This is a genomic window from Streptomyces sp. NPDC089919 (assembly GCF_040684615.1).
Classification (GTDB): domain Bacteria; phylum Actinomycetota; class Actinomycetes; order Streptomycetales; family Streptomycetaceae; genus Streptomyces.
Window position 1 is genome coordinate 1 of sequence record NZ_JBFBGK010000159.1, and the last position, 13,468, is coordinate 13,468.

Consider the following 13,468-nt stretch of genomic DNA (forward strand, 5'->3'; position numbering starts at 1 on the left):
CGTGGGGTCCGGGGCCGGCTCCAGCCGCACCACCCGGTCCGCGACGGCCAGCAGCCGGCGCAGCATGCGCGGGTCCTCGAAGCCGACCGCCCGGGCGGCGGCGTCGACCGTGGCGCCGTGGTCGATCAGGTGCTCGGCGCGTTCGAGGCGGAGCTGCTGCTGGTAGCGCAGCGGCGTGAGGCCGCCGGTGGCCCGGGTGAAGAGCCGGGTGAGGGTGCGCTCGCTCACGCCCACCGCCGCGGCCAGGTCGGCCAGCGGCAGCGGCCGGTCGTACGCCGCGTCGAGCCGGTCCTGGGCGCGGTGCACGGTGTCGTCGAGGTGGGACCGGTACCGGAGCATCGCACTGGCCTGCGCCTCGTGGCCGTTGCGCCGGGCGTAGACGACCATGTCCCGGGCCACCTGCGCGGCGGCGGCCGGGCCGTGCCGGGTCGCGAGCAGGTGCAGGGCCAGGTCGATGCCACTGGCGATGCCGGCCGAGGTGACCACCCGGTCGTCGGCGGTGTACAGGACGTCGCGGACCACCGTCGCCCGCGGGTAGCGGCGGGCCAGCTCCTCCTGCACGTCGTGGTGGGTGGTGCAGCGGCGGCCGTCGAGCAGACCGGCCCGCCCCAGCGCCTCCGCACCCGCGCACACGCTCGCCACCGTCCCGCCCGCCGCGTGGTGCTCCCGCAGGGCCCGGAGGGCGGCGGGTCCGACGGCGGGACCGGTGGCCAGTGTGCGGGCCCGCCAGCCGGGCACCACGATCAGGTCCTCGGCCCCGAGTTCGGGCCAGTCGAGCCCGGCCGTCAGCGGCAGCCCCTGCGCCGTGGGGACGAGGGACTGCTCGGCGACGTACCCGAGCCGGTAGGGGTACCCGAAATCGGCCGCCGTGGAGAAGACCTGCGCGGGGCCCGCGAGGTCGAGCAGGTGGAGTCCGGGGACCAGGAGGAAGACGATGTGGCTCACGATCCGGTCATCATGCCCGAGCCTCGGCCGCGGCTTCCAGCTGCCCGACGGTGGCGATCGTGGCGAACCGTCCGGCCAGGGCGTACTCGGTGCGCCGGACGACCTCCTCGGCGCTCAGGGTGCGGGGGTCCGCGAGCAGTTCGGCGACGCTCTGGCCGGCGGGGGCGTCGGGGTGCGGGATGGGGTTGGTGGCCGTGGCGTCGATGACGAAGGTGACCTGGTAGCCGAAGTCGCCGGCCACCCGGGCGGTGGTCTCCACGCACTGCTCGGTGCGGATGCCGCAGACGGTGAGCTCGCGGACGCCGTGCTCGGTCAGGTACTGCTGGAGGTTGGTGGTGGTGAAGGCGTTGTGCGAGGTCTTGTGGAGGAGCGGTTCGCCCTCCTCGGGCCGCAGCTCCGCCATCAGCCGGACGTGGCCGAGGGCGGGGTCGAACACCCCGCCGCTGCCCGGTTCGGAGTGCAGCACCCACACGACCAGGTCGCCGGCCCGGCGGGCCAGCCGGACCAGCCGGTCCACCTGGTCGGCGATCTTCGGGTTCGAGATGGTCTCCCACAGGGGGCGGGCCCGGAAGGACTCCTGGACGTCGATGACGATCAGCGCTCGGTTCATGCCCCCAGCCTGACCGTCCGGACCGGTCCCCCGACAGGCCGCATCGGGTCCGGGAGCGGACCGATCCGGTCACGCCGACGGGGCCAGGTCCTGAGGCCCGGCACGGCCGGGGGCCGCCCGGGATCCGCTCCCGGGACGGCCCCGTCGCGTCACCGGGCGTTGTGCCCGAACCCCTGCTGGTGGGGGAGTCGGCTCAGCCGGCGCGTACCGCCGCGACGACGCCGGCCCGGCAACGGGTTCCGCCGGGCGGGGACGCTGGGGGCGAGGACCAGCAGGGCGACGAGGACGGGGACCGCGAGCAGGATGAGCACGGTGGCGAGGGTCATGTTCCTTCCCTTCGTCGGTTTCTGACTGCCTGTAGTTACTTCTTGTTACCAAATCCCCCAGCGATAAACACGTTGCGTGATGCGTCCGTTCCCCGTGGCGGGTGACCGTGTCGCGCGGCCCGTGCCCGTCCGTGGTCCCCAACGGCCCGCGGTGGACGGAATATGCAGGAGCCGCTTGAGGACGCGGCGTTCCCTTGGGCTGCCCCGGGGACGGGGGACATGATCGTGGCCGAGCCGCCGAGGGGCCGCCCCTCAGGGGAGGAACCCGGCCCCGGCGCCATGCGCATCCAGCCATCAGATACGGAGCTTCCGCATGTCCAAGTCCGTCCGCAGGACCGCCCGAGGCCTCCTGGCCACGACCGTCCTGGCCTGCGCCATCAGCGTCAACGGGGTCGTCCCGGCCGCGGCGGACGCCGGGTCGGTGGCCTCGTACGCCAACAGCCAGTACGGCAACGACTGCGGACCCTACGCGTCCTACGGTGCGTGCGCGGAGGCGTGGTGCGCGGACTTCGCCCGGTGGGTGTGGGCCCACAATGGAGCCCAGGTCGGCGGACTCAGCCCCGCCGCCTACTCGTTCTACAGCTACGGCCGGGCTCGGGGCACCGTGCACGGGGTCCCCGAGATAGGTGACGCGGTGGTCTATGCGAGTTCCGCGAGCTGGTCGCGCGGCTGGGCCGACCACGTCAACATCGTGGTCGCCGTGAACGGCGACAACATCACCACCGTCGGCGGCAACGAGAGCAACCGGGTGGGGCGACGGACGTACAACTGGCGTACCAACAGCAACCCGTTGGGCGCCGGTCCCGTCCGGGCGTTCGTCGGGGCCGTCTACAACGCCCCGCCTACCAATCCGAACCCCGCCACCCTGCCGTCCGGAACCCTGGTGAAGGGGTCGGGGGCGACCGTGAAGGTGATCGTCGCCGGTGCGGGCCTGCCGATCACGGGTGACGACGTGGACCGGGACCACTACGACCTGTCCCAGATCGTCAGGGTCACCGACGCGAGCTTCGACGCCCTCCCGGCCACGCCGCCGAACGGGACGATCGTGCGCGACCAGTCCGGGACGAACGCGACGGTCTACCTGATCGCCGAGGGCGTCGCGGTCCCGATCACGGGTGCCGAGTTCGGGGCGTACGGCTACGACCAGCGTCCGCTGATGGGGGTGCCGACCGCGTTCCTGCAGAACGCCGAGAGCCGCAGGCTGCCCGACGGCGCGCTAGTCAAGCAGCCCGGAGACGCCAACGTGAAGGTCGCCGTGGGTGGCGCCGGACTGTCCGTGGCGGGCGGCGACGTGACACCGATGGGCCTGGACCTGTCACGGACCGTGGAGATCCCGCCCGGCTACTACAACGCCCTGCCGACCGCTCCGGCCAACGGCACGCTGTTCAAGAAGGCGGGCGACGCGACGGTGAAGGTCATGGTCGACGGCGCCGGGATCGCACTGACCGGTGCGGACGTGGCGGCATTGGGCTACGACCTGGGCGCCACCCGGCTGGTCCCCGCCGCGTTCTTCGACCGGGTGGGCTCCCGCCTGCCGAACAAGACGCTGGTCAAGAAGCCGGGGGACGCGACCGTCAAGGTCGTCGTGGGTGGTGCCGGCATCGCGCTGACCGGCTCGGACGTGACCGCACTCGGCTACGACCTGTCCCAGACCCGCACCGTCGCGCCCGGCTACTTCGACGCCCTGCCCACCACCCCGGCCGTCGGCACGCTCATGCTCACCGCCGGCGACGCCACCGTGTGGATCAGGACGGCGGGCGGCAAGCACGGTCTGACCGGAGCCGAGTGGGCCGCCGGCGGCTACCGGGACGCCGACATCGTCCGCGTCCCCGCGGCCTTCCTCGCGACCCTCGCCACCACCTGACCGCCGCACGTCCGGCGGCGGTACGGCAGACAGCGGCAGTCCCGGTCCGTCGGGGCTGCCACCCGCGGCTGCCCGGCGGTCTAGCCGAACCACTGGACCAGCAGGGCCAGTACGAGCAGTTGGAGGGTGGTGGCGGCTGCGAAGGTGCGGGCGGCGCGGGTGAGGGCGGCCGGTGCGGTGGCGCCCTCGTGGCGGGCCAGCCCGGCCGCGGCCGTGGCCGCGAGGGCGGCGCAGAGCGCGACGACCAGCAGGCTGAGTACGGCGATCAGGGCGCAGGACGGTGAACGGTGCACGGCGGACCTCCCAAGACGGGCCTCCCGGCCGGGAGTTCCGGGCCGGTCGGCCCCAAGTTCGGCGTTCCGCCGTTCGTCGGCGTGCGCGGCGAACACAATGAACGCCGGTACGACCGGGAGGGGGCCGGGCCCATGCCGACGGACGACCCGCAGGACGGCCTGAAGGACGGCCCGCAGCGCGAGCTGGCGCGCAGGCTGCAGGAGGGGCGCCGGCAGCGGAAGTTGCAGGTGGCCCAGGTGGAGCGGCTGTCGGGGCTGTCGCACACGACCGTCAGCCAGGCCCTCAACGGCCGTACGGTGCCCAGCACCGCGACCCTGACCGCCCTGGCCGGGGTACTGCGGCTGCCGGAGGCCGAACTGCTCGAGCTGCGGGAGCGGGCGGTCCGGGCCGACGAGGACGGGGCCGACGTCTGCCCCTATCCAGGGATGGAGGCCTTCGGCCCGGACCGGGCCGAGGTGTTCTTCGGCCGGGACGAACTGGTCGCCCGCCTGCTCGGGGCCCTGGACCGGCGCCGGCGGAGCGGCGGGATCCAGCTGGTGATCGGGGCCTCCGGGGCCGGGAAGTCCTCGCTGCTGCGGGCCGGGCTGGTCCCGCGGCTGCGCGCCGGGGCACTGGACGCGGACGGGGCGGCGCTCTCGCCCGTGGTCCTGACCCCGACCGCCGACCCGGTCGCTGCCCTGGACCGCCACCTCGCCGAGGACGGCCAGGACCCGCCCGCCCCGGGCGCCCCGGACCGGCGGCAACGCGTCCTCGTGGTCGACCAGTTCGAGGAGGTCTTCACCGAGTGCCGGGACGAGGACCGGCGCGGCCGGTTCATCGACGCCCTGGTCGCCCTCGCGGCGCCGGGACCCGGCGGCGCCCCGCCGGCCGCGAGGGTGGTCGTCGGGCTGCGCGCCGACTTCTACGCCGCCTTCCTCTCCCATCCCGGCCTCCTGGCCGCGGCGTCCGACGCCCCGGTCACCGTCGGCCCGCTGACCCCCGCCCAGCTGCGCGAGGCGATCACCCTGCCGGCCACCAGGTCCCGGCGCCCGCTCCGGCTGGAGCCCGGCCTGGTCGAACGCCTCCTCGCCGACCTCGGTACGTCCTACGACGACCCCGAGCCCGGCCACGACCGCGAACCCGATCACGACCTCGGCCAGGACCACGGCGTGGCATCCGACCGGGGCCGCGACCACGACCCCCGCTCCGGCCGCGACCCGCACACCCCACCCGTCGCAGCCGCCCCCCGCCCGCCGGTCGGCTACGACGCCGGCCGGCTCCCGCTGCTGGCCCACGCCCTGCGCGGCACCTGGACCCAGCGCACCGGTGACACCCTCACCCTGCGGGGCTACGAACTCACCGGCGGCATCCGCGGCGCCGTCAAACGCTCCGCCGAGGAGGTCTGGGACCGGCTGGACGGGCCCGGACGCCTGGAGGCGCAGGCGCTGTTCCTCCGGCTGATCAGGGTGGAGCGCAACGCCGCGGCGGACTCCCGCCGCCGGGCCGACCGGGCCGCCCTGTCGGCCTCGGGGCAGCGGCCGGAGGTGCTGCGCGGGGTCATCGACGCGTTCGTCGCCGCACGGCTGCTGACGCAGTACCAGGACACGGTGGAGATCACCCACGAGGTGCTGCTGCGGTCCTGGCCCAGGCTGCGGCGCTGGGCGGACGAGGAGCGGGCCTGCGGGCTGGTGCGCCAGGACCTGGAGGACGCGGCGCACGCCTGGCTGGACCGCTCCCGCGCCCCGGAACTGCTCTACCGGGGCGTCCTGCTGAAGACGGCCCTGGCCGACGCGGGGACCACGCGTGGCCCGGCCGCGCCGGTCACCGCCTTCCTCGCCGCCTCGGTACGCCTGGACCGCCGGACCAGGGTCCTGCGCCGGGGCGCCGTCACCCTGCTCGCCGTCCTGGCGCTGCTGGCGTCCACGACCGCCGGGTACGCGCTGCGCCAGCGCGCCGCGGCCCAGGAGGAGGCGGACCGGACCGTGGCCGCGAGCATCGCGACCGAGGCCGACCGGGTCCGGGCGGCGGACGGCTCGCTGGCGGCCCGGCTGGACGTCGTGGCCCACCGGACCCATCCCACGGACGAGAGCCGGGCGAGGGTGATCTCGGCCGCCGGCCGGCCGCTGTCCCGGGCATTGCCCTGGGACCTGCACCGCGAGGACCGGCTGGCGTTCGCTGCGGACGGCACCACCCTGCTGGCGTTCCGCAGCTTCCAGCTGTCCGACAACGAAGACGTCCGGGCCTGGCGCGTCGGCCGGGAGCGGCCGGGCGAGGGGCTGGAGCTCGCGCTCCCGCCGGACTGGCTACCGGTGCGCTGGACCAGCGTCAGCCAGGCGCTGCCCCTGGTGGCGGTCCGCGACGACCGGCGTCGCACCGGGCTCTGGGACATCGCGGACCCGACCCGGCCGCGGCTGCGGGCCGTCCTCGATCCGCAGGTGGTCGCGGTGCACTTCGCCCCGGACGCGCCGGTGATGGCCACCGTGACCGACCTCGCCCCGGACCACAAGGACATCACGGACTCCGACGACACCCGGCTGCGGCTGTGGGACATCGCCGATCCGGCCCGGCCCCGGCCGATGACCGCGCCCTTCGGGCCGCCGGGGATCGTCCACAAGAAGGTGGACTTCGCCGACCACGGACGGACCGTCGCCGTGGCGGGCAGGAACGGTGTGCAGCTGTGGCGGGTCGGCGCGCACGCGCCACCCGGTTCGCCACCCGCGCCGGCCGGCACGTTCAAGGGCCGGGGCCGGCAGGGCCTGACGGACTTCGCCCTGCGGCCCGACGGGCAGGCCCTGGCCGTCGTGGTCGGCGGCCGGGCCGAACTGCGGCGGCTGGACGGCGGCCGGCCCGAGGTCGTCCCGCTGGGCGGCGCGGGGGCGAACGGCGGCGCGGGTCCGAAGGTCGGCGCGCTCGCCTACAGCCGGGACGGGACCTGGCTGGCAACCACCGACGAGAAGAACCGCACGGTGCAGCTGTGGGACGACACGCTCGTGCTGCCCTCCCCGACGCTGCTGCCCCTGACCGGTCACACCGCCCCCATCGAGGCACTGGCCTTCGCCCCCGACGGGCGCTCCCTCGCGGTCCGGGACGAGAAGGAGGTGCGGCTGTGGACCCTGCCCGCCGGCATCCCCACCCGGTGGGGGTACCGGTCGCCGGTGGCCCTGGCCTACCGGCCGGACGGCCGACTGCTGCTCTACCTGGGGCGCGACCCGGTCCTGTGGGACACCGCCGACCCGCTCCGTCCGCGGTTCGTGGCCCGGCTGGGGACCGGGTACGCCCTGAGTGCGGCCTTCGCCCCGGACGGCCGGACCCTGTACACGACGACGGGCTCGGGCGAGGCGGAGATCTGGGACGTCGGCTCCCCGCGTGCCCCGCGCCGCATCGGAGCGGCCTTAGAGCCGGGGCCGGGTGACGAGCACATGCTGTCCCTCTCGGCGGACGGGCGGCTGCTGGCCGTCACCGCCGCTGACGTCCTGAGCCTGTGGGACGTCAGCGATCCGCAGTGGCCCCGTTTCGTGCGCCGGACGCCGCAGACCCGGTGGGCGGTCTTCGCCCCGCAGGGGCGCACGCTCGTCACCTCGAGCGCGCTGGGCGTGCAGGTCTGGGACGTCCGCGACCCCGCCGCTCCCAAGGCCCTGCGGGGCTTCGTACCCGCCACCGAGGAGGAGGCCGCGGGGGCGGGCCCGGCGGTCTTCGCCACCGCGTCCCGGGTCCTGCTCAGGCGCGCGGCCCAGACGGACGAGGAGGCCGGGCTGTGGATCTGGGACACCGCGCGCCCGGCCGGCCCGGACAACCCGTACGCCGTACCGGTGGCGCTGACCGGGCCGGTGTACTCCGTCGCCGTCCGGCAGGGTCTGGTGGCCATCGGCGGGCCGGACGGCCGGCTACGCCAGTGGCACCTGGAGGACGGGCCGCCCGGTGCCGGCGGTGCGCCGCTGCGGGCCCTGGGCGGCCCGCTGACGGGTCACACGGAGGACGTCCGGGACGTGTTCTTCGCCCCGCACGGTGAGGTGCTGGCCTCCGCGGACTTCGGCGGGGTGCTGCTGTGGCCGCTCGACACCGACGTGGCCGTCCGGCGGGTGTGCGCGGCGACCGAGGGCGCGCTGACCGCGGACCGCTGGCGCAGCACCCTGCCCGGCCTGGACCGGGCACCGGAGTGCGACTGACGACCGGGCCCTGCGCCACCGCCGGACCGCGGCACCTCCGCCCCGGCCCGGCGGTGGCCGCACGCCCTACGTCGCCTACCGCCCGCGCCGACGGTCGACCAGGCCGAGGGCGTACGTCATCAGACCGGCCGTGACGCCGGTGAAGACGAGCTGGGCCCACTCGGAGCCGATGACCCAGGCGTTGGCGACCACGAGCACCGCGGCCCAGCAGACGAAGACGACCGCCTTGAGCGCCATGCTCACCTGACCTCCCTGGGCCGGTGTTCCGTCCCGATGGGAGGAGCATCCGGTCGGGGCAGGTCGGAGCGGTATCCGCCGGTGGGCCGTGGTCCGCCCCGCCACCCGGCGGGGTGGCGCCTGGGCGCGGGCGGGTGTTGTGTGGAGGCGGGGGCCGCATGGCCGGGGGAGTCGGGGGCCGGCTCCGGGAGGTGCCTCGGACGTGATCCGCGTCGTGATCGTCGACGACGAGCCGCTGATGCGCGCCGGTCTGCGCCATGCCCTCGACGACGCGGCGGACCTGTCGGTGGCCGCGGCCGTGCCCGTCCGGGAGGCGGTCACCGCGATCGGCGAGCTGCGCCCGCGGGTCGTGCTCCTCGACAGCTGTACGGACGACGCCGGACCGCTGTCCGAGGGCCTGGGCGCCCTGCCCGAGCCGCCGCGGGTCTGTGTCGTCTCGCGCTCCGCCGACGAGCAGTACGTGGCGCTCGCGCTGGCCTCCGGAGCGGCAGGCTACGTCCTCAAGAGCACCCCGGCGGATCAACTCCCGCCGCTCGTCCGCTTCCTCGCCGCCGGCTGGACCATGACCAGCGCGTCCGTCTCGGACCGCCTCGCCCGCCGCTACCTTGCCGACCTCCAGCGCGAGACCGCCTCCGGCGTGCTGGAACGCCTGACCCCGAGGGAGCGGGAAGTGCTCGCGCATCTGCGCCGCGGCCTGCCCAACGCGGCGATCGCCCGCCGCATGCACCTCGCGCACGGCACCGTGAAGGACCACGTCAGCGCCATCCTCGCCAAGCTCCAGGTGGCCACCCGGCTGGAAGCCGCCCTCATCGCCGACCGGGCTGCATCGATCGGACCGTCAGAGATCTGGTAGGAAACTTTCCTGTCAGATAGCATCCCCGGCGGCGGCTCGGCGCGGCGCACGTTCCCTCGTGGGGCGGGCGTGACGCGCTCAGCGAGAGCTCTGACCCGGCCGCCGGCACGCGCACGCCCCGCGACGCCCGCCGTCACGAGGCCGACCCGCGCTGTCCGCACGGTGCCCAGCTCTCACCCCTTCCCAGGCATAGGGAGTCCCAGGTATGCACCACCTGCACGCCTCCGCCCCACCGCGCCGCACCACCACCCTGTCCCTGCTGCTCGCGGCCGTCCTGCTGGTCACCGGCGGCCTCGTCCTCGCCTCCACCGGCCGGGCCGCCGCGGCCGACCCGCTGCTGTCCCGCGGCAAGCCGGCCACCGCCTCCTCCCAGGAGAGCTCCGGCCTCGCCGCCGCCAAGGCCTTCGACGGCGACGGCGCCACCCGCTGGGCCAGCGCCGAGGGCTCCGACCCCCAGTGGATCCGGGTCGACCTCGGCGCCACCGCCGCCGTCTCCCGCGTCCGCCTCACGTGGGAGGCCGCGTACGCCAAGGCGTACCGCGTCGAGGTCTCCGCCGACGGCGCCACCTGGACCACGCTCGCCACCGAGACCGCCGGCAACGGCGGCACCGACGACCTGACCGCCCTCAGCGGCAAGGGCCGCTACGTCCGCCTCACCGGCACCGCCCGCGGCACCTCGTACGGCTACTCGCTCTACGAGTTCGAGGTCTACGGCACCCCGGGCGACACCACCCCGCCCGGCACCGGCGCCTTCACCGTCGTCGCCGCCGGTGACATCGCCGCCCAGTGCACCGCGTCCAGCAGCTCCTGCGCACACCCCAAGACGGCCGCCCAGGCCCAGCGGATCAACCCGAAGTTCTACCTGACGATGGGTGACAACCAGTACGACGACGCCCGGTTGTCCGACTTCAAGAACTACTACGACAAGAGCTGGGGCGCCTTCAAGGCCAAGACCCGCCCCGTCCCCGGCAACCACGAGACCTACGACCCGGCCGGCTCGCTGGCCGGCTACAAGTCGTACTTCGGCGCCATCGCCTACCCCCAGGGCAAGCCGTACTACAGCTACGACGAGGGCAACTGGCACTTCCTCGCCCTCGACTCCAACTCCTTCGACGACGCCGCCCAGATCAAGTGGCTCAAGGACGACCTCGCCCGCACCACCAAGGGCTGCGTCGCCGCCTACTTCCACCACCCGCTCTACTCCTCCGGCGGCCACGGCAACGACCCCGTCTCCAAGCCCGTCTGGCAGATCCTCTACGCCGCCAAGGCCGACCTGATCCTCAACGGCCACGACCACCACTACGAGCGCTTCGCCCCGCAGGACCCGGCCGGCAAGGCCACCGCCGACGGCATCGTCGAGATCGTCGGCGGCATGGGCGGCGCCGAGCCCTACCCCATCGAGACCGTCCAGCCCAACAGCCAGAAGCGCATCAGCGGCACCTACGGCGTACTGAAGCTGGACCTCACCGACACCACCTACACCTGGCAGTACGTCGGCACCGACGGCCAGGTCAAGGACTCCGGCCCGACCTACACCTGCCACTGATGTACCTCGCGACCACCGGTCGCCGGGACGCGTCGCCCGCCCCCTCCGGGGCGCGGCGGCGCGTCTCCGCCACCGTCCTCGCCCTCGGTACGGTCAGCCTGGTCACCGACGTCTCCTCCGAGATGGTCACCGCCGTACTGCCCCTCTACCTGGTCGTCGGCCTCGGCCTCAGCCCGCTCCAGTTCGGCTTCCTGGACGGGCTCTTCAACGGCGCCACCGCACTCGTCCGGCTCGCCGGCGGCCACGCGGCCGACCGCGGCGGCCGGCACAAGGCCGTCGCCGGCACCGGCTACGCCCTCTCCGCCTGCTCCCGGCTCGGCCTCCTGCTGGCCGGCGGCGCGACCGGGGGGATCGCGGCCGCCCTCGCCGTCGACCGCCTCGGCAAGGGCATCCGCACCGCCCCGCGCGACGCCCTGATCACCCTCGACAGCCCGCCCGACGGCCTCGGCCGGGCCTTCGGCGTGCACCGCGCCATGGACACCACCGGCGCGCTCCTCGGCCCGCTGGCCGCCTTCGCGCTCCTGTGGGCCACCGCCGACGCCTACGACGCCGTCTTCGTCGTCAGCTTCTGCACCGGGCTGCTCGGCGTCCTGCTCCTGGTCGTCCTGGTCCCCGGTGGGCGGCGGGAGGCGGCGGGCACCGCCCACCGGGTGCGCGACCTGGCCGCGCCGCTCCGGCTGCCCGGCGTGCGCCGGATCGTGCTCGGCGCCGCACTCCTCGGCGCGGCCACCGTCGGCGACGCCTTCCTCTACCTGCTGCTCCAGCAGCGGACCGGGCTGGCCGCCACCTGGTTCCCGGTGCTGCCGCTCGGCGCCTCGGCGGCCTACCTGCTGCTCGCCGTACCGGCCGGGCACCTCGCCGACCGGATCGGGCGCCGCCGGCCCTTCCTCTACGGGCACCTCGCCCTGCTCCTGGCCCTCGGACTGCTCCTCGCCCCGCTGCCCGCGGCGGCGCTCCTGGCCGGGGTCCCGCTGCTGACCGGGGTCCACTACGCCACCACCGACGGGGTCCTGATGGCGCTCACCGGGCCGCTGCTGCCACCCGGCCGCCGGGCCGGCGGTCTCGCGCTCGTCCAGACCGCCCAGGCCCTCGCCAAGGTCGGCGCCGCGGCCGGATTCGGGGCGGCCTGGACGCTGTGGGGGCCCACCACCGCCCTCCTCCTCGCCCTGGCCGCCCTCACGGCCGCCCTGTGCGGCGCGAGCCGCCTGCTGCCGGCCGAACCACCGCCCCCGGTCCGCGCACCGTCCTCCGCGAAAGGCTCCCGATCATGACCGCCGCGCCCGCCCCGCACCGGCGCCGCCTGTGGGCCCTGGTCCTCGGCGTCCTGCTGCTCGCCGGCGGGGCCACCGCCTACACCCTCCACGCCGCCGACCGCCCCGGCCCGGCCGCCGCGACCGCGGACGCCGGCTTCACCCTCGAAGCGGCCCCCCGGGGCGCCCTGTGGTTCCGCGACACCGCCACCGGGCGCGTCGCCCGCCGGGACCCCGGTGCGCCCGGCGGGCGGGTGGCGCTCGGCCCCCGCTGCGACCGCTTCCACGCCGCCGGGGACACGGCCCTGTGCCTGCGGCTGCGTCCGGGCGTACCGGCCCGGACGTACGTCCTCGTGCTCGACCGCCGGCTGCGCGAGGTACGCCGGATGAGCCTGCCGGGGATCCCCAACCGCGCAAGGGTCTCCGCCTCCGGCCGGGTACTGGCCTGGACCACCTTCGCGACCGGCGACTCCTACGCCACTTCCGCCTTCGCCACCCGCACCTCGATCCTCGACCTGCGCACCGGCTATCTGATCAAGAGCATCGAGCAGATCCCGCTCACCCTGGACGGGCGCCGCCACCACGCCCCCGACGTCAACTACTGGGGCGTCACCTTCGCCGCCGACGACAACCGCTTCTACGCCACCGTCGCCACCCGCGGGCACACCTACCTGGTCCAGGGGGACCTGGGCAAATGGACGGCGCGGGCGCTCAAGGAGAACGTCGAGTGCCCCTCCCTTTCGCCCGACGGCACCCGGATCGCCTACAAGAAGAAGGTCTCCGCCGACCCCCGCGCCCCCTGGCGCCTGCACGTCCTGGACCTGGCCACCCTGCGCGAACACCCGCTCGCCGAGCGGCGCTCCGTCGACGACCAGGCCTCCTGGACCGGCCCCGGCACCGTGGCGTACGCCTACGGGGGCGCCGTATGGGCCGTCCCCGCGGACGGTACCGGCGCCCCGCGCCGGCTGGCGTCGGGTGCGAGCTCACCCGTGGTGCCCAGGTGAGCGGCCGGCCTGCTCGACGAGCGGAATCTCCCGGTCTCACCTAGTTTGTGGAGCGATGTCCTTTCCGAAAGGGAGTTCCACCATGGCGAAGAAGGCCAAGGGAAAGATGGACCAGCTCAAGGGCAAGGCGAAGGAGGCCGCCGGCAAGGCGACCGGCAACGACCGGATGCAGGCCGAGGGCCAGACCGACCAGATCAAGGGCAAGGCGCAGGAGATGGCCGGCGAGGCCGAGGAGCGGGCCCGCGGGATGAAGGACTCGATGCGCGGCAAGGGCAAGTAGCCCCGACCGGCCGCGCCGACCGGCGGGCCCCCGGCGCAGCACGCGCCGGGGGCTGAGCAGGCCCTCACCCTCGGCACCCGCAGCGCTCTGTTCCTCTACCACCGCGGCGCAATC

Annotated in this window: 12 protein-coding genes; 7 read left to right on the forward strand and 5 right to left on the reverse strand. The window is 75.0% G+C overall.

What is annotated here, in order from left to right; translation table 11 throughout:
* The 3 genes from AB0O40_RS35750 to AB0O40_RS35760 all read right to left on the reverse strand — a co-directional run.
* Positions 1-945, reverse strand: a 945-nt coding sequence (locus AB0O40_RS35750; RefSeq protein ID WP_365050072.1) for a DJ-1/PfpI family protein, incomplete at its 3' end; no start/stop codon positions are given.
* A 10-nt stretch (positions 946-955) separates the two neighbouring features.
* Entirely contained in the window at positions 956-1,555 is a 600-nt protein-coding gene (locus AB0O40_RS35755) for an isochorismatase family protein (protein WP_365050073.1), read from the reverse strand.
* Positions 1,556-1,704: 149 nt separating this feature from the next.
* On the reverse strand, positions 1,705-1,881 hold the full coding sequence (locus AB0O40_RS35760) for a hypothetical protein (protein ID WP_365050075.1): 177 nt from the start codon (positions 1,879-1,881) through the stop codon (positions 1,705-1,707).
* A 313-nt stretch (positions 1,882-2,194) separates the two neighbouring features.
* Between AB0O40_RS35760 and AB0O40_RS35765 the strand changes: the two genes are divergently transcribed.
* Entirely contained in the window at positions 2,195-3,745 is a 1,551-nt protein-coding gene (locus AB0O40_RS35765; RefSeq protein WP_365050077.1) for a CHAP domain-containing protein, read from the forward strand.
* Positions 3,746-3,825: 80 nt separating this feature from the next.
* Here the strand turns inward: AB0O40_RS35765 and AB0O40_RS35770 are convergent, their stop codons facing one another.
* Positions 3,826-4,038, reverse strand: coding sequence for a hypothetical protein (locus AB0O40_RS35770; protein WP_365050079.1), 213 nt, complete (start codon positions 4,036-4,038; stop codon positions 3,826-3,828).
* Positions 4,039-4,170: 132 nt separating this feature from the next.
* Here AB0O40_RS35770 and AB0O40_RS35775 point away from each other — a divergent pair, with 132 nt between their 5' ends.
* Positions 4,171-8,184 carry a helix-turn-helix domain-containing protein gene (locus AB0O40_RS35775; RefSeq protein ID WP_365050081.1) on the forward strand — a complete coding sequence of 1,338 codons (4,014 nt, stop codon included), beginning with the start codon at positions 4,171-4,173 and terminating at the stop codon, positions 8,182-8,184.
* Between the two features lie 75 nt (positions 8,185-8,259).
* Here AB0O40_RS35775 and AB0O40_RS35780 read toward each other — a convergent pair whose 3' ends face one another.
* Positions 8,260-8,427, reverse strand: coding sequence for a hypothetical protein (locus tag AB0O40_RS35780; protein ID WP_365050083.1), 168 nt, complete (start codon positions 8,425-8,427; stop codon positions 8,260-8,262).
* A gap of 196 nt (positions 8,428-8,623) precedes the next feature.
* Between AB0O40_RS35780 and AB0O40_RS35785 the strand changes: the two genes are divergently transcribed.
* The 5 genes from AB0O40_RS35785 (at position 8,624) to AB0O40_RS35805 (ending at position 13,354) form a co-directional block, all read left to right on the forward strand.
* Positions 8,624-9,274 (forward strand): response regulator transcription factor, encoded by a 651-nt coding sequence (locus tag AB0O40_RS35785; protein WP_365050085.1) that lies wholly within the window; start codon positions 8,624-8,626, stop codon positions 9,272-9,274.
* Between the two features lie 205 nt (positions 9,275-9,479).
* Positions 9,480-10,820 (forward strand): discoidin domain-containing protein, encoded by a 1,341-nt coding sequence (locus AB0O40_RS35790; protein ID WP_365050086.1) that lies wholly within the window; start codon positions 9,480-9,482, stop codon positions 10,818-10,820.
* A complete protein-coding gene (locus tag AB0O40_RS35795; RefSeq protein ID WP_365050088.1) occupies positions 10,820-12,091 on the forward strand; it encodes an MFS transporter in 1,272 nt (423 codons plus the stop codon). The genes AB0O40_RS35790 and AB0O40_RS35795 overlap by 1 nt, the downstream gene beginning before the upstream one ends.
* Positions 12,088-13,074, forward strand: a complete 987-nt coding sequence (locus AB0O40_RS35800) for a hypothetical protein (protein WP_365050090.1) — start codon at positions 12,088-12,090, stop codon at positions 13,072-13,074. Before AB0O40_RS35795 ends, AB0O40_RS35800 begins: the two co-directional genes overlap by 4 nt.
* A gap of 82 nt (positions 13,075-13,156) precedes the next feature.
* On the forward strand, positions 13,157-13,354 hold the full coding sequence (locus tag AB0O40_RS35805) for a CsbD family protein (protein ID WP_365050092.1): 198 nt from the start codon (positions 13,157-13,159) through the stop codon (positions 13,352-13,354).
* Positions 13,355-13,468 lie beyond the last annotated feature (114 nt).

What these genes read in the sequence shown, in the direction of transcription:
- AB0O40_RS35775 (WP_365050081.1), top strand. Translation starts at nt 4,171, where the DNA reads ATGCCGACGGACGACCCGCAGGACGGCCTGAAGGACGGCCCGCAGCGC.
- AB0O40_RS35790 (WP_365050086.1), top strand. Translation starts at nt 9,480, where the DNA reads ATGCACCACCTGCACGCCTCCGCCCCACCGCGCCGCACCACCACCCTG.
- AB0O40_RS35800 (WP_365050090.1), top strand. Translation starts at nt 12,088, where the DNA reads ATGACCGCCGCGCCCGCCCCGCACCGGCGCCGCCTGTGGGCCCTGGTC.
- AB0O40_RS35765 (WP_365050077.1), top strand. Translation starts at nt 2,195, where the DNA reads ATGTCCAAGTCCGTCCGCAGGACCGCCCGAGGCCTCCTGGCCACGACC.
- AB0O40_RS35755 (WP_365050073.1), bottom strand. Translation starts at nt 1,555, where the DNA reads ATGAACCGAGCGCTGATCGTCATCGACGTCCAGGAGTCCTTCCGGGCC.
- AB0O40_RS35805 (WP_365050092.1), top strand. Translation starts at nt 13,157, where the DNA reads ATGGCGAAGAAGGCCAAGGGAAAGATGGACCAGCTCAAGGGCAAGGCG.
- AB0O40_RS35795 (WP_365050088.1), top strand. Translation starts at nt 10,820, where the DNA reads ATGTACCTCGCGACCACCGGTCGCCGGGACGCGTCGCCCGCCCCCTCC.
- AB0O40_RS35760 (WP_365050075.1), bottom strand. Translation starts at nt 1,881, where the DNA reads ATGACCCTCGCCACCGTGCTCATCCTGCTCGCGGTCCCCGTCCTCGTC.